The 15,763-nt window shown below is 60.1% G+C and carries 13 protein-coding genes; 5 read left to right on the forward strand and 8 right to left on the reverse strand.

Annotated elements, in window-relative coordinates; genetic code table 11:
* Positions 1-39 precede the first annotated feature (39 nt).
* Positions 40-1,211, reverse strand: a protein-coding gene (locus LOZ77_RS10615) for an IS3 family transposase (protein WP_230279135.1) whose coding sequence is annotated in 2 segments (ribosomal slippage) — positions 40-959 and positions 959-1,211 — 1,173 coding nt in all. Because the reading frame shifts where the segments join, the coding sequence is not laid out codon by codon here.
* Between the two features lie 65 nt (positions 1,212-1,276).
* Between LOZ77_RS10615 and LOZ77_RS10620 the strand changes: the two genes are divergently transcribed.
* Positions 1,277-1,708 carry an RES family NAD+ phosphorylase gene (locus LOZ77_RS10620; RefSeq protein ID WP_255671258.1) on the forward strand — a complete coding sequence of 144 codons (432 nt, stop codon included), beginning with the start codon at positions 1,277-1,279 and terminating at the stop codon, positions 1,706-1,708.
* A 474-nt stretch (positions 1,709-2,182) separates the two neighbouring features.
* Here the strand turns inward: LOZ77_RS10620 and LOZ77_RS10625 are convergent, their stop codons facing one another.
* From LOZ77_RS10625 to LOZ77_RS10650, 6 genes are all read right to left on the reverse strand, one after another.
* Positions 2,183-5,257 carry an AAA family ATPase gene (locus LOZ77_RS10625; RefSeq protein WP_230279136.1) on the reverse strand — a complete coding sequence of 1,025 codons (3,075 nt, stop codon included), beginning with the start codon at positions 5,255-5,257 and terminating at the stop codon, positions 2,183-2,185.
* Positions 5,254-6,399, reverse strand: a complete 1,146-nt coding sequence (locus LOZ77_RS10630) for an exonuclease SbcCD subunit D (RefSeq protein ID WP_230279137.1) — start codon at positions 6,397-6,399, stop codon at positions 5,254-5,256. Before LOZ77_RS10630 ends, LOZ77_RS10625 begins: the two co-directional genes overlap by 4 nt.
* Positions 6,400-6,732: 333 nt before the next feature.
* A complete protein-coding gene (locus LOZ77_RS10635) occupies positions 6,733-7,011 on the reverse strand; it encodes a hypothetical protein (protein ID WP_230281957.1) in 279 nt (92 codons plus the stop codon).
* Positions 6,909-7,340 carry a thermonuclease family protein gene (locus LOZ77_RS10640; protein ID WP_230279138.1) on the reverse strand — a complete coding sequence of 144 codons (432 nt, stop codon included), beginning with the start codon at positions 7,338-7,340 and terminating at the stop codon, positions 6,909-6,911. Before LOZ77_RS10640 ends, LOZ77_RS10635 begins: the two co-directional genes overlap by 103 nt.
* A gap of 193 nt (positions 7,341-7,533) precedes the next feature.
* The gene (locus LOZ77_RS10645; RefSeq protein ID WP_230279139.1) at positions 7,534-8,334 is read right to left on the reverse strand and encodes a 3'-5' exonuclease; all 801 of its coding nucleotides are present in this window, start codon (positions 8,332-8,334) and stop codon (positions 7,534-7,536) included.
* 33 nt (positions 8,335-8,367) lie between these two features.
* Positions 8,368-8,568, reverse strand: a complete 201-nt coding sequence (locus LOZ77_RS10650; RefSeq protein WP_230279140.1) for a WYL domain-containing protein — start codon at positions 8,566-8,568, stop codon at positions 8,368-8,370.
* Positions 8,569-8,619: 51 nt separating this feature from the next.
* On the opposite strand from LOZ77_RS10650, the gene LOZ77_RS10655 reads away from it, so the two are divergent.
* Positions 8,620-9,566, forward strand: a protein-coding gene (locus tag LOZ77_RS10655; RefSeq protein ID WP_230279141.1) for an IS630 family transposase whose coding sequence is annotated in 2 segments (ribosomal slippage) — positions 8,620-8,956 and positions 8,956-9,566 — 948 coding nt in all. Because the reading frame shifts where the segments join, the coding sequence is not laid out codon by codon here.
* Here LOZ77_RS10655 and LOZ77_RS10660 read toward each other — a convergent pair.
* Positions 9,551-10,414, reverse strand: a complete 864-nt coding sequence (locus LOZ77_RS10660; RefSeq protein WP_230279142.1) for a YafY family protein — start codon at positions 10,412-10,414, stop codon at positions 9,551-9,553. The genes LOZ77_RS10655 and LOZ77_RS10660 overlap by 16 nt on opposite strands.
* 75 nt (positions 10,415-10,489) lie before the next feature.
* On the opposite strand from LOZ77_RS10660, the gene LOZ77_RS10665 reads away from it, so the two are divergent.
* The 3 genes from LOZ77_RS10665 (at position 10,490) to LOZ77_RS10675 (ending at position 15,666) form a co-directional block, all read left to right on the forward strand.
* On the forward strand, positions 10,490-10,756 hold the full coding sequence (locus tag LOZ77_RS10665) for a DUF4258 domain-containing protein (protein ID WP_230279143.1): 267 nt from the start codon (positions 10,490-10,492) through the stop codon (positions 10,754-10,756).
* Positions 10,757-10,837: 81 nt separating this feature from the next.
* Complete coding sequence (locus LOZ77_RS10670) at positions 10,838-13,942, forward strand: SNF2-related protein (RefSeq protein ID WP_230279144.1); 3,105 nt, start codon at positions 10,838-10,840, stop codon at positions 13,940-13,942.
* The gene (locus tag LOZ77_RS10675) at positions 13,939-15,666 is read left to right on the forward strand and encodes a hypothetical protein (protein WP_230279145.1); all 1,728 of its coding nucleotides are present in this window, start codon (positions 13,939-13,941) and stop codon (positions 15,664-15,666) included. The genes LOZ77_RS10670 and LOZ77_RS10675 overlap by 4 nt, the downstream gene beginning before the upstream one ends.
* Positions 15,667-15,763: the final 97 nt, after the last annotated feature.

A 15,763-nucleotide genomic window follows, 5' to 3' on the forward strand; every position in this document is an offset into this window, starting at 1 on the left:
TTCCCTGTGACGTGACCCCCAGCTTTCCCCCAGCTGGGATTAGAGCCTAGCCGCGTTGTTGCGCATGAGCGCGGTTGAAGCAATGGGCTGCGTAGCGGAGCCCGAAGGGCGTAGCGAAGCAGGCCATTGCTTATCCAGTTCGGCGGCGAACGCCGCCGGTGTTGCGTAGCCAAGGGATGAGTGTGGTCGCTCCCGATTGTAGTCATCCACCCAGGCCGCGATCTCGACACGGGCATGGGCCATGCTCAGGAACAGCGTCTCGTTGAGTAGCTCGTCGCGCATGCGACCGTTGAAGCTCTCGACATAGCCGTTCTGCATCGGCCTGCCTGGGGCGATGTAATGCCACTCCACGCCGATCTCACCACACCATGCCAGCACGGCATTGCTCGTGAGCTCTGTCCCATTGTCGCTGACGATCATGCCCGGCTTGCCCCGCTGTGCGATCAGCTCGGTCAGTTCACGCACCACGCGGCGACCGGAGATCGAGGTGTCCGGCACCGCTGCCAGGCACTCCCTGGTCACATCATCGACCACGTTGAGCACCCGGAACCGCCTGCCTGACGCCATCTGGTCGTGCACAAAGTCGAGGCTCCAGCGCTGGTTCGGCAGCGCCAGCACCGGAGCTGGTGCCCTCGTGCCAACAGCACGCCTGCGGCTTCGTCGTCGCCTGACCGCCAGCCCTTCCTCCTTGTAGAGCCTCTGGGTCTTCTTCCGGTTGATCATGATCCCCTCCCGACGCAGCAGGATATGTAGACGCCGATAGCCGAACCGCCGACGCTGGTTGGCCAGCTCGCGCAGCTTCTCGCGCAACTCGGCATCGTCGTCCCGCGTGGAACGGTAACGCACGCTCTTGCGATCGGCATCAATGACACTGCACGCCCGCCGTTCGCTCATCCCGTGGCACGCCTGGAGATGAGCGACAGCTTCCCGCTTCACGGCGGGCGTCAGAACTTTTTTGCCAGGAGATCCTTCAGCGCGGCCTTGTCCAGCATCGCATCGGCCAGCAACCGCTTGAGCTTCGCGTTCTCGCTCTCGAGTTCCTTCAGTCGGCGGGCATCGGATACCTCCAGCCCGCCATACTTCGACTTCCAGTTGTAGATCGTCGCTTCCGACACTCCGTATCGACGGGCCAGGTCGGCGGTCTTCGCACCCGCCTCCGCTTCCTTCAGCACGCCAATGATCTGTTCCTCGGTAAACCTCTTGTGCTTCATCGTCCGTCCTTCTGTCAGGGCCGGACTCTAATCATACTTGGAGGAAAATCAGGGGGTCACGTCACCTGCTCTACCTTCCCAATGAATATTCAGCCGCGCAGGCACTGGCATCGCAGCTGCGTGCCGCTAACTCCGACGGGATCATCTATCAAAGTGTTCGAGATAATCGGGGCGAATGCGTTGCCGTTTTTCGGCCACGGCTACTCTCAAACTGCCGCCAAGAGCGAAATCTTTTCTACGTTTGGGACGGCAAGGGGATTTCGAAGCTCTTTGAAAAAAGCAAATTTACCGAGGCTGCTCGTTTCTCGATTAAGCCCCCCCCCACAGCCTTCAGGATTGTGCAGCCGGTTGGGACCGCATGCTGCAACAACGGCCCATGCGAGATCAGGCCAATCAACTTCAACGCGTTTTCCAACGATTTGCTTGCCTCTCTACGGCAGCAAGCTTCGTCGCCGGCCATCCAAGGGTCAGTAGAAAACTGTCAAGAAGCTCTGTAGGCTCTTCAGCCTCGAGAGCGCGGGCGTTGTTCCAACGCGTCATGTCATCGGGGGCCAGTTCGCAAACCTCGGCCTCCAGCGCTAGGAGCTGGGTCTTCCCATATCCACGCAATGGAATTGCCACTGCGGCGCAGTGACTACGGATAAAAAGACGACGGAGCTCCTTCGATATTGGTCCATCGGCGGGGCAGGTCCCTGTATCCTTGCGACTATGGAACATGCGCCCAGCATTGTAGACCGTCGAGAACTTGTGGCTGTTCCCATCCCCGGCGGCATGCCGTCTGAAGATGCGGTCGTTCAGGCACTTTGCAGTGATCCCTATGTATCGCGGTCGTCCTGAATGATCATAAAGCGCATAGATCCCAGGTCCGGCCGGGACATCTGCAAGGCAAACTGGCGCTGCGTTCATTAGCGTGTCGAGGCATTTCGAGCCATCCCAACTGCGGGCAACTTGCCTAACCAAATCCGCTGACATCAAGCAGCTCTCCTTTCAATTCTGCTGCCACCAACGCCCTTGAGGATCGTGAAGCCTGTTGGCACGGCCTGCTGAACCAGTGGCACATGCGAGATCAGACCCACGGCGCGGCTGGCGCCGACAATGTCCTGGAGAACCTGTAGGACGCGGTCCAAAGTGCCGGTATCGTTCTCCGTATCGAGACTGCCGAACCCCTCATCAATAAAGATGGTGTCGAGGCGAATGGCCCCGTGGCTTGCTTCGACGATGTCGGAAAGCCCAAGGGCAAGCGACAAAGCGGCAATAAAGGTCTCACCACCAGAAAGTGTCGTCAAATCGCGAGCTCGACCCGTCTCAATGTCATGTACGCGAATATCGAGCCCGCGTTTCGAACGACCGCCTGCCGATTCCACATCGCGCTCGAGACGATAGCGGCCTGATGTCATCGGCTCGAGACGCAGATTGGCAGCCTCGAGCACTTGGTCGAACATTGCGCCAATGGCAAAGCTCTCCAGCGTTGTGTTCATTTCATTCTGCCCTGAGAAGGCGTCAGCGAGCGCGCGAAGCGGACCCGTCTCCTCTTCCAAGCGGCGGAGACGTGCCAACTCTTCCGCGAGCACATTCTTGAGGCTCTCCAACTTCTCGAGATTCGCCCTCATAGTGGCTGCGAAATCCACGGCCTCGTTCGCTGCCGTACGCGCTGCATCGCGCGAACCTTCGGCTGATGCGAGATCAGGGCGCTCAATTCCGGCGATCGCATCCGCTGCCTGCTTTGCAGCGCCCGTCGCCTCGCGCAGCGAGGTTTCGAAGTCCTCGACGGTTGCTGTCAGATCGTCGATTTCAGGGATGTGCGCAGCAAATTGCGCGTATTGTTCCGGTGACAGTCCTAGCTCAGCGAGCCTGGTCGCAAACTCATCCCGGGCGACTTTGCACCGCTTCTCGGCATCGATCTTCGTTTTCTCGGCGTTCCTCAGGTTGGCATTCGCAGTGGCGACAAGCTCACGCGCTGCCTGGGCATTGGCTTCAGCATCCGCCAAGGCCTGCTGTCGTTCCGCTATGGTTTCGACCATCACATCGCGAGCCGCATTCAAGCCGGCCTCATCGCGGTATTGCTCCGGCACACCAGCGATCTGATCCTCATAGGACCGACATGCAACTGCCTCAGCCGTTGTGGCAGACTGAAGCTTCTGCTGAGCCTCGGACAAGGCCTTGGCCGCGAGCTCCAATTGCTCTTTTGCCTCATCCATGGCCAGCTGAAGCTTCTGGATTTCGCCCGCCTCGCCCAGCCCGCTCAGTTCGGCATCAATCACTTCGAGCTCACGCTCAAGAGATGCGACGTCCGCTTCCGGCACTTCAATTTCCGAGAGAGCCTTCTCCCTGTCGGCTACCCGGCTCCGCGCAGAGCCGTGCGCAACCCTTGCCTCTTGGAGGTCGCCCGTGGCGCTCGAAAGCGTCTCGCGCGCACTCGCCAGCTCTTCATCGAGAGCATCGGGGTCGCCTTCCCCCAGAGCGGGGTGCGGGTGTTCGTCCGCGCCGCACACCGGACAGGGTTCTCCATCGACGAGGCGATGCGCCAGAATGCTCGCCTGCGCCGAGAAATATGCCGTCTCGGCACGGGCATAGCTCTCGCTGGCGGCGGTATGCGCGTCTTCCGCAGTTGCCAAATGCTTGGCGGCATTCCCTGCGCTCGCTTGCGCGGTTTTCAAAGCGTCCGCGGCTTTTTGGTATGCTTTCGCATGCCGCAGACCGGCATCGAGCGTAACCCGCTCACTTCGAAGCGCTAAACGCCTCAATTCGCTCTGCCTTGCTTGACCGAGGGTTGCCTCGCTTTCCTTATGGAGAGTGGTCAACCGGTCTACTTCAAGTGAGGCTGTATCACGCGCCTGCTCAGCCGCGACCTTTTCAGCAACCGCCTCTTCCATTTTGTCCCGCAGGTCCGACGCATCGGCCAAGGCTTTCTCGTACCGGTCAAGCTCGGCCTTCTGCCGCTGCAGACTGTCAATTTCTCCCGATCGATTTCGCTCGGCTAGCAGCGCAGCCTCGGCTTGTTTCAATCTGTCGGCTGCTTCAGCCGCTGCCGAAGAAACGCCTACCTCATCTTGCACGGCTTCGTTCAGCCGATCACTGGCCTCAGCTATTGCCTGCGCCTTGTCTGCGGCACGCTGAGCCTTCCGCGCGTTGTCTCTGCGAAGACGTATTTCGGCAATCTCGGCCTCCCGGCCCTCAAGAACCGTCAGCTGTTCCTTCGCGCGATTCGCTTCGACAAACCGCGCGTCAATGGCTTGGGCAGCGGCGTACGCCTGGTCGGCACTTGCAGCCGCCTTCTCCTTTTCCGCGCTTTCGCACGCCGCCTCTCGGCTCCTGGCCTGCGCCGCCTCAATCCCTTCGTCGAGCTCGTCGGAACTGTTAAAGCCCTCCGCCACCAACCGGCGTGCATGGACGCTGTAGCCATCCCGCACCTCGCGCTTCGCAGCGCTGGCCTCTTCCTTGAGGCGATCGGTGATCGATCGATACAGGCTGACATCGAACAGTTCGCGAAGGATCTTCAGCCGTTCGCTGCTGTCGGAGGTCAGAAACTTCTCAAATCGGCCCTGCGGGAGCAGGACGATCTGCCGAAACTGGTCGGCTCCATAGCCAAGGAGCGCGCTGACCTGGTCGGCGACCTGTCCGACCTTCTTCTCGGCAAGGATTACCCCGCAACCATCAAGGTTGATCATGTCGACCTCAATACCGGTCACATCGAAGAGCCATGCTGCATGTGCCTGGCTGGTCTCGCCTTCACCCCGCATCTTGGGCCGGGATTGTTCCGGCTGGCGGCGCACCAGATAGCGTTTGTCACCAAGCTCGAAGACGAAAGCGACCTCAGTTGGCATCTCTGCCGATGCATGCGCCGAGCGCAGCGTGGCTGTCGGCTGCTCCTTCTTGGCTGCCTCTCCAAACAGCGCGAAGGTCATAGCACTGAATATCGAGGATTTGCCCGATCCCGTGGGCCCGTAGATGCCAAACAGACCGGCATCGGTCGCGTCGCGGAAATCAATCGTCTGTGTTCCGGCGTAGGGCCCGAACGCATCCATTTTCAGCTTGATCGGCCTCACGCTGCGCTCTCCTCATGGTCCGCATCAACCAGGAATTGGTCGATCAAATGCTGTTCGGCATCCCCGGGTGCCTCATCGCGCACAAACTGAAGAAAATCGGCAATGATCGACTTGGGGTCGGTCAGCACCGGCTCGCTTTCGCTCCGCTCCTGCTGCTCCCGCTCACTGTTCCGATCGTAGGTCAGCTTGACCGCATTCGGGAATTTCTCCCGGATCCGCTTCATCGGATCGATCTGCGGCGTCTCGTCCGTGAGCACGACACCGGTGAAGTCGTGACAAATTTCAGGTGTCTCGATCAGCTCCAACAGTTTGCCTCGCACGGTCCTCACCGTGCGCGAGGGATTGAGCGGCAGGAGGTCGATTGTGACCGAGCCATCGGCTGCAAGGTCGATCAGCGTCATCGATTTTCCATCTCCTTCCTCATCAAGGCCAAAGGCAAGCGGCGCGCCCGAATAGCGGATATGGGTCGCCCCCACCTTCTGAGGTCGATGAAGGTGGCCCAGCGCCACATAATGCGCGCCATCGAAGGCTGATGAAGGAACGGTCTCGATGCCGCCCACGGTGCGCGACAACGGACGTTCACCTTCACTCGCTGAGGCTCCCTCGACAAAGGCATGCGCAACAATAACCCACCTGGCACCATCGGGGAGGTGGCGGCGGGCGCTTTCCACCTGCGCCCGCAGGACATCAGCAGGGCAGGCGATGGCCTCATCCTCGAAGCAGGCGCGGGCCGCGAACTCGTAGCAGAAGGGTAGAGCGGAGATCGCAACAGGCCCATGCTCGTCCTCGATGATAAGGGGACGCTCTTCAGCATCGACCGGACCTCGCACGAGGGCCCTTCCACCGGTCGGCAGGACGCCAAGCATGCCGATCTGTGCCGCTGAATCGTGATTTCCGGCGATTGCGACCACCGCCAAATCATTGTCCTGGGTGACGCGCTTGATGAAGTCGCCGAACCGCGTCAGTGCGCTTTGCGGCGGGCTGACGCGATCGAATATGTCACCAGCGATAATGAGGACATCGGGCTTCTTCTGCTCGATGGCCTTAGCGATCTGGTCGAGAATGACATCGTGGTCCTCGTCAAGCGGCAGTCCGTGGAACTGTCGCCCCAGGTGCCAGTCGCTGGTGTGAAGTATGCGCATCGTTGCTTCAATCCTCGCGTACGGTTGTGTGCGGGCTTGCCTTGCCGTGCTTAGTCGTCACGTAGCGGCCACTGATTGTGCTGCGGTAATGCGGGCCGGAGCTCCCGCTCCTGCCAGCTGCCTCGCGCACCGTCGTTCGCGGGTTCGACTTGCATTGAGCTTCCGAAACGTAGCGCCCCGTCTTTGCGCTGCGATAACTGCCACCCTTTGCCATCTGACGCCTCCTTCATGCCTATGCTGTCTCTCTTCCCGAACCGACTCGGCCCGAGACCCAAACTATGCGCGCAAGGGGTGACAAAAATAGTCACCCGCATGAATTCCTGGTGGGCAGCTCTAATGGAGCAAGCCGGATGGGAGCTGGAGCAACTGGTTGATCCTTTTCACAATCATCTGAATTGTGCGCGCGCCCTGCATGTCGCCCTCCGACATCTGCTTGTCGGCACGCATGGCCGCGATGATCAGCGCATCCTCACCATGCTCTGCGCAGGCCCAGATTTCCCAGTCAGAGATCACGAACAGCGATGGCCAGCCCAGTAGCGGTCCCAGCGCAAGGCTGTGCCACTTGCTACCATAGCGCAGGATAGATCGCCGCCACGCGGCGACATGCACCAAGCGGCGGTGCGATCGCCGCCTCCATTGCCGACCGAAACACAGGTCATAGTTGGTCCCCGGACAAGGACATGGCCGTTCGGCCCTCGCCCATAAGGCTCGCCAACCAGAGCAACGAGCGTGTCGCGCGCTTCCTCGGCAGACGCAGAAGGACAAGGCTGGTTGGAACGGCAGGTGCCATCGATCTCACGAGCAGCGATCCCGGAAAGTCTGACGCGAGGACCTTCAGCACACCAAACGGGGCCGTCACCATCCCAGACATGTGTAGGCGTACAGGCAAAGGTTTCACCGGCTGGGACCACCAAGACAGTCGTTAGAAGAATGCTCAGCATAACGGCGCGATCACCCCAACTTCCACAGCACCCTATCGAGCGAGACAATGAGGAAAAACGACCAAAAGGCGAGTGCGCCGCCCCACGGGAGGAGTGATTTAGTCTTCATGATAAGATTTTAGCTGGCCAACGGGTGCTTCGACAAGCCGAAGTAGCTGACTTTCTAAACGCCACATCCGCCAACCGAACGTATTCACCTTACGGCACCTGAGCGAACATAGGTAATGTCGGGCAGAACGGTCTCCCACTCGTCTCGCACGATAGCTTCCCGATACTCTTCAGCATTGTCCGAACGACGCCAGCGAACGACGGCTCCGACCTCGCCGTGGGCTATTTCATACCTGGCCGGAGGCGCGAAGGATCGGCTCATTCTGCCAATGATTTGGCCAGCTGCGTCCTTGATCATCCAGGCCTTCTCGCCTCTTTCCAAACTCACCCGATCACCCACCTGGCATTGCGCAATGGCCGCAAGGGAAGGATTGTAAGACTTCAATCGACCGGCAAATGAAAGATCCACCAAAGCCATGTCCGGCGGCTGGTAACTTCTTTCATCGAGCGGACCTTGGGCCGGATCGGACTGGACCGTTCTCTCAAGTATCGCGTCGGTCTCACCAGCTACGAAAGGGTGTGCGCCTTGTGTCACGATTGAGAGGCTGCGCCTTGCCCGTGTCATCGCCACATAAAACAGCCTCCGGGGCGCATCACGATCTTCATTCCTAGATTTACTTTGCCAGTCGCCATCGAGGATCACAACATCGTCGAATTCAAGCCCCTTCGCTCGGTGCGCCGTCAACAAAAGCAGCCCCTGCTGCTCACCCCGTGTTTCATAGGACCACTCCGCAATCCATTCGACCAAATCTGGCACCGCCATGCGACTGGCGCCAATCTCCCGACTGAGTGCATCGACGCCCCTTTCGAGAAGCCGGGTCCAACGATTGGCGGGCAAGCGAGCAAGAAACGCAGCCAAGTCGTCCGCGCTCAGTTTGAAACCCAAAAGTCCCCAGACTGATCTTGCCCCCGCGGCGATCTACGGGAGGGCAGGGAAATCGCCCCTTCTGAAAGGGTGGACCATGTCCCTGAGCGATTTAGGCTCCAAGACTTCGACCGCGTCGCCCCAGGCATAAAGATGCCACGCCATCTCCAGATGGCCTGAAGCATCGAATGTCACGATCAGCGAACCATCTTTAGAGCGGTTTTCGACCGATTTGAATCGATGAGGGATTCCCACCAGGTGTGATTTCTGATTCAGAATCCGTGCTGGTGAAGGAGGCCAGCATGGATGGGCCAACCTCTTTCGATGGATTTGCGTTCTCGGCTTCTGGCGGCAGTGGATGGCGGTATGAGTTGCCGCGCTGCTGCGGCCCGGTTTGGCGTTGCGCCTTCGACGGCGATCCGCTGGCGGGTGCAGCGGCGCGAGACGGGCGCCTTCGCGCCGAAGCCGCAGGGTGGCGACATGCGATCTCGCCGGGTCGAAGAGCGTGCGGGGGACATCCTCGCCATCTGGGAAGAGCGTAAGGACATCTCGCTTGAGGAACTTCGCCTGGCGCTGACCGAAGTTGGCCTGACCGTCTCCGTGGCCGGGCTGCATCGCTTCTTCGCGCGCAGGGGGATAACGCGCAAAAAAAGACTGGCCATGCAATCGAGCAGGACCGGCCCGACGTCCTGAAGCAGCGCCGGGAATGGTTCGAGAGCCAGATCGATCTGGAACCCGAACGCCTCGTGTTCATCGACGAGACGTGGACCGCCACCAACATGACCCGCAGCCATGGCCGCTGCCCGAAAGGCGAACGGCTGCGGATGGGTTTCCCGCACGGCCACCGCAAGACCACGACGCTCGTCGCCGGTCTACGCTTGACCGGCATGGTCGCGCCGATGGTGCTGGACGGTCCGATCAATGGCGACTGGTTCGAAGCCTATGTCACTCAGGTGCTCATTCCCGAACTGCGTCCCGGCGACATCGTCGTCATGGACAACCTGTCGAGCCACAAACGTGCGGCGGTGCGGGAAAAGATCGAGGCGGCAGGCGCGACACTGCGCTTCCTCCCGCCCTACAGCCCGGACTTCAATCCGATCGAGAAGGCCTTCTCACGCCTCAAGGCCATGCTCCGCAAAATCGGCGAGCGAACCGTCAGTGGCCTCTGGGACCTGATCGGCAAACTCGTCGATATCTTCCAGCCCGGCGAATGCGCCAACTACTTCAGCTCGTGCGGTTATGACCCGGAATGATCGAAAACCGCTCTAAGAAGCTCAGTGCGCTGCGAAGGATGAAATTGGAAACGCTGCGCCCGATCGACAGCTCGCGGCGCGAACTTCCAGACAACCTCGCCATATTCGGGATCGAAATGATAAGATCCAAACGCCCTCTGGGCATACTCGCGAATCTGAAAGTCAAGCGGGTATTTGAAGGAAGTGTCGGTCACTTCAGCCGAAACGATGTCTTCGACACGGTAATGACGATTGCGCCCGTCGCGCTTGGCCGTATCCACCGCCACCAGATAGCGCCGTGCTCCCAAAAGAATTCCCAGGGGTTCGATCAGTCGTTCGCTCGGAGCTGCATCACCCCGCGACTGATAGGCGATCCTAAGCAGAAACGGACCTTTCAGGGCCAGACTGATCGCGCGATCCACTTCCTCGAGCGAAGCAGGACCCGGTCCAGGTCGGGCCGCATACCCCATCGCCTCAAGCAGCGTCTCTTCATCCACTGCCAGCCGCGATCCGCTTCCAGACGGCAGAAGGGCGCGCACCTTGCGCTCTAGCGATGCCAGATTCCGTGCTTCTGGACCCATCCCTGCGCGCTCGAGCTGGGTAACCCCTGAGGTGAGCGCAACCAGTTCGTCCGCGCTTGGCGAGAGCAGCTGAGCAATCGCGCGCGCCGGAACGCGCCAGCGCGGCCTGCCAGCCTCGTCGATCTCGCGCTCCGTGGCCGGAAAGACCTCTTCCAGCGCCGCAGTCATGCGCTGCGCCGTCCTGCGCACCACAGCAAATTCCTGCTCGATCTCCGACAGGCAGACGCCCCGACTGCCCGTCGCCATCATCGCCAGCCGCAGCAGATCGACTGCCTTTCCAAAGGACATGCATTACCCCCATGACCGATTCTGTCGCCCCCACTGGCTACATCGAATGGACCAAACAAGGAAAGGACCGAATCGATGTACACCGCTCACGCTCAGACCCGCCTTCAGCAGCGCGGCATTCCGGGAGAAGCCGTTGATGCCCTGCTCGCCTACGGCAACACGCGCCGCCATCATGGCGCCGACATCTACTTTCTCGACAAGCAGGCTCGCTCCCGTGCCAGGGCCGCACTTGGCCAACGCACGTTCTGCCGCCTCGAAAAGGCGCTCGACGCCTATTTGGTCGTCGGAGACGATGGCACTGTGATTACTGCAGCGCACCGCCTGCAGCGGCTCAAATTCTGACACTGCGGCAGTATCGTCTTGACCAATTCACAATTACTTACAACACATTGCACCCCGCAAAGGGCGGAGTTTGGGGGCTTCATGTTTGCAGCAGGCGACCGGGTTCGGTTCAAGGACGATCCGTCGGTCATTGGAGTGGTCACAGGCGAGCGCGACTTTGAGCGTGCCGGTCGCCGCTTTATTGAAATCGAGCTTCCCTCAGGCCGCACCGCCTGTCCCGTCAACCAGCTCGAGGCAGTGATCGCAGCGCCTGACGCCCTGGCCGATCTCAAGTCCGGCAAGCTTTCCGCTCCTGCCGATCTCAGGCGAGCGCTTACCCATCTGCGCATGACCGGGCGGCTGGCCGACATGATCTACAGTATGGGGGCGACCAATACCGAATTTCACGCCTACCAGTTTAAACCAGTCCTAAAGCTATTAAACTCGCCGTCGCGCGGTCTCCTGATTGCCGACGAAGTTGGCCTCGGTAAGACCATCGAAGCAGGTCTGATCTGGACCGAGCTTGTCGCACGCTTCGACAGCCGCCGCCTGCTCGTTATCTGCCCCAAGGCCCTGGTTCAGAAATGGCGCGACGAGCTGCGCAACAAGTTCAATGTTAACGCGCCCGTCTGCAACGCGGCAGAGCTGCTTGAGATTCTCAAGGATGATCAGGTTCGCCGCGAGGGCTTCACCGCCATCGCTTCGCTGTCTTCACTGCGTCCACCGAGGAAATGGAACGACCCCAACGAGCCGGCCAAGGGTGCGCGCGCCGATCTGGCAACCTTCCTCGCAGATGCCGAAGACGACCTCTTCGATCTTACGATCATCGATGAAGCCCACCATCTGCGCAACACCGACACGACCAACCACCGCCTCGGGCAACTGATCTCCAATGTATCGGACTATTCGCTCTTCCTTTCAGCCACGCCGATCAATCTTCGCGCCAATGATCTGCGCGCACTTCTGAAGCTGATCGATCCTGATACCTTCGAGCGCGAGTGGCTCTTCGACGTTCTACAGGACGAGAACGCGCCGCTCATCAAGGCTTGGGAAGCAGCCCGCGACCGCCGTGTGCCTCTGAGCGAAATCGCTGAGATCATTGCCGACCTCCCCGAGGGCCAGGTACTCAAGACCGGCAAACGGCTGGAACGCCTGCGCGCCGAACTTACCAAGGGGATGGAAGATACGCCTTCAAACCGCGTGCGCCTTGCCGCGCGGATTGAAGAGATGTCGCTCCTGGGCTCGATCATCAATCGCACCCGCCGCCGCGACGTTGCCGAATTCAAAGTGCTGCGCAAACCACAGACCGCCGCGTGGGAGATGTCCAAGGCCGAGCGCGACTTCTACGATTTGGCCACCCAGCAGATTGAAGCCTATGCCTATGCGCACGACATCAACGAGCGTTTCCTCCTTGCCCAGACCCAGCGCCTGCTCGCCTCGAGCCTTGCTACAGCCTACCGCCACTGGGGCGGGCGCAGCGGTTTCCTCGAGCTCGACGAGGAAGAGGACGATGCCAGCCGCAATAAGATGCCAGGGCCGCTCATCGCCACACTCGGCGAGATTTGCGACGATCCGTTGGTGCTCGCCGAGCTCGAACGTCAGGATTCGAAAATCGACCGACTGACTGGCTGGCTCAAGACCATCCGCGAACGCGATCCCGACGAACGGATCATTATCTTCTCGAGCTTCCGCAAGACCATCGACTATCTCGCCAAGCGTCTCGGCGATGCCGGTTATTCAGTCATGGAGCTGCACGGCGGTATCAAGGCCGACCGCCAGGAAACCATTGCCCGCTTCGCCGAATCTCCCAGCGGCACGATCCTGTTGACCTCCGAGGTCGGGGGCGAAGGCCTCGACCTTCAGTTCTGCCGCATACTCTTCAATTGGGATCTGCCCTGGAACCCGATGAAGGTCGAACAGCGTATTGGCCGTATCGACCGCATTGGCCAGCAGTCGCCATCGATCGACATCATCAATCTGATCGCCGAGGATACGATCGAGCAGCATGTCTACGACCGCCTTTATCTGCGGCTTGGCATCATCCAGCAGACGCTCGGCGATTTCGAACCCATCCTCGGTGAGATCATCCGTGACATCGAGCTTGTTCTTACTGATCCCGAGCTTACGCAGGAGCAGCGCGACGCGAGGCTCGACCAATCAATCCTCGCTGCCGCCGAGCGCAAAGCGCAGGCCGAAGAACTCGAGCGCGAAGCCCCAGGGCTCGTCGCTCACGGCGACAGCATCCTCCAGCGCATCAATGACGCCCAGGCTCCCTTCAGGCGACTGACGGGTGATGATCTCAAGGATTACGTTGCCACCGCGCTCGTCAATCTCTTCGAGGGCTCCCGCGTCCAGCCGACCAGCGAGACCGATATCGAAGCTTACGAGATCAGGCTATCGCCCACCGCGCAGGCGCAGTTCTCCCTATATCGCACGTCGCAGGCGCGGCGCTATCCGACCCGATTTGCGCGCGAAGGGAATACAGGCGTCAAGTCCGTCTTTGGCAGCAACCCTGATCCGGTGAAGTTTCGCGCCATCGAAGCCATTCCCATGACGCATCCACTCGCCCGCTTTTGTGCAGGGCTGATCGAAGAGCGGCAATCGGGCATTACACCCCGTCCTGTCACAGCCATTCGCACGCCCGACCGTCCCGAGTGGGAGGTTGCACCAGGGCGCTACGCCATCTGCATCGAGAAGTGGTCGATGGAAGGCATCATCCCCATCGACCGGCTCGCCTTTGTCGGCGCGAGCCTGGAGGGCGGAGCGATCCTTCCCGAGGACATGGCGGAGCAAATTCTGATGGAAGCTCTGATCGAGGAGCCCGAGCTAAGGCCTCTGGGCGATGGGGAACAAGCCGCCACCGTTGCTCTGGTGGAGTCCACCATCCTGCCATCGCTTAACAGCCGCCGAACCGACTTCGAAGACGCGGAAGCCGCCCGCCATTTCGACCTTGTCGATACCCAGCTGGCGCTGATCCATGAGCATAAGGAGCGTGAGACGCGGCGCGCCGAAGAGCAGATCCACGATCACCGGCTTTCCGGGAGCGATCGGCGCATGAACCTGTCCTACGCCGTCAAAGCCAAGCTCGACAAATTCCTAGCCCGGATGGACCTGAAGCTCGCCGAGGTATCCAAGCGAACCCTGCATTTCCCCGCTCACTCCCTAGTCGGCATTGCCGTCGTCGAGATCGTTGGAGATGGCAAATGAGCAACAAAAAGCGCGGTTTTCAGTCCCTCAGCGATGCCGCCGACATGCTGAAGAAGGCTTTTGCCGATCAAGGCAAGGAAGCCAAGCCTGCATCCCCGGAGCCTAAGACTGCCACCACGAGTGCCGCCAAGAGCGAAGCGAACGGCTTTGCCGACATCGAGCAGGCCCTGCGCAGGAAGGCCAAAACTGAAGAGCGCAATCGCAAGAAGCAGCGAGCTGCGCAGAACAACGGCCAAGCGAAGGCTAAGGGAAAGAAGAAGCGCGGCAAGGCCGGCGGGATCAAGACGATCCTTAAGTTTCCTGGTGCCAAGGCGCTTCTTCGCCAGCTCAAAGAAGAGGAGCAGAACGCACGAGAGGGCGATAAGACGCCCGCGTCGGAACCCGCCCTGGATCCGGCTGAAGCACACAGGAAAGCCTTCAAGCGCATTCGCGAGATCGTCGGCTCCCGCTCACCTTCCATCGAGCCAAGGCCGAAGGCCATATCGGCGCATACCGCCCAGCAGATCGAAGCGCGCATCACGCGCGGCGCCGCCGACTTTGCAGCCCACCCGGAACCCGATCTCGACAACGGCTTCATCGTCGGCTTCGATTTCGGAACGAGCTCTCTGAAGCTCGCTGTGCGGCAACCCTACAAGGTCGGACCCAACATCGCGTTCCTGTCGGTACCTGACGAACTGCGGTCGGGCAGTCACAGCCTCCTATGGCAGACCGCGCTCTGGTTTGATCCTGAAAGCGAGACCTTTTCACTTTTCCCACAATCCGGGATGGCAGTGCTCGAAGGGTTCAAGACCGGCATTATCGGCGGACATGGGGGAGCGCGTGTGCATAATGACCTTCCGGTCACGCGCGCAGAAGCTGCCATTGCCTATATTGCACTTCAGATGGCCCATTTCTTTGGCTGGTACGCAGAGACACGCCCGCTCGCGTCGGGAGGCGAGCGCTTTCTGTCGATCAATATCGGCATTCCGGTTGCGGCGCATGACGACGAAAGGGCTTTCAAATCCTTCAGGCACATCGTCTCCGCTGCGCGCGAGCTTGTCCCATTTGCTGAGCAGCTGGCGCTCGCCGATGTCCGCAAGACGCACCAATCGTCGAGCGGCAGCCTGCCTGCAGGATGGGAACTCATTCCCGAACTGACCGCTGCCATTGCCGGATACACTTCCGAGCCGACCTCGCTCGATGGCGCACACGTCCTGATCGACGTCGGCGCATCAACCGTCGACATCGTGGCCTTCAATCACGTTCGCCGAGAGCGCAACGCCGTGATCAGTGCAGGCGTCGAACTTCTAGGAGCCGCAGCGCTCGAAGCCGCTCTTGCGGAAAACATAACCAATGAGGATTTCCGCTGGGCCTGTGATCGCCAGTTCAATTCCGTTTTTGGCGATGCCTGTCGTCCATCGCGCGGAAGCAATGGCTTCAGCCCCGTACTTCGCTCGCGCGAAGTGCAGCTCATTACGACCGGAGGAGGATGCGCGAGCACGCTGCACAGTACCTTTATTGAAGACAAGAATGATCCCAAGATTTTGGGATCGCTCCCGATCATGCGGCCGGAACCACCAGCTTTCAGCATCACCGGTGTTGCCGATCCATCGCGACTGCTCCTTGCCTACGGTCTGACCCGAGACATCCCCGAACTCCTCGAGCTCAAATTGCCTTCGCAGGTTCCGGATATAGAGCCGCGGCAGGGAGCGACGCAGCCCTACATTTCAAAGGACTACGTCTAGGTGACAGACTGTGTCATCTGATGCGACCCCAAGGCCTACGTAAAAGTATAAAACAAACTGTTTTTGTAAATTGGCGCAAGAACCTTCCTAATCCTAC

Origin of the sequence: Croceicoccus sp. Ery15 (assembly GCF_020985305.1) — a bacterium.
Taxonomy (GTDB): domain Bacteria; phylum Pseudomonadota; class Alphaproteobacteria; order Sphingomonadales; family Sphingomonadaceae; genus Croceicoccus.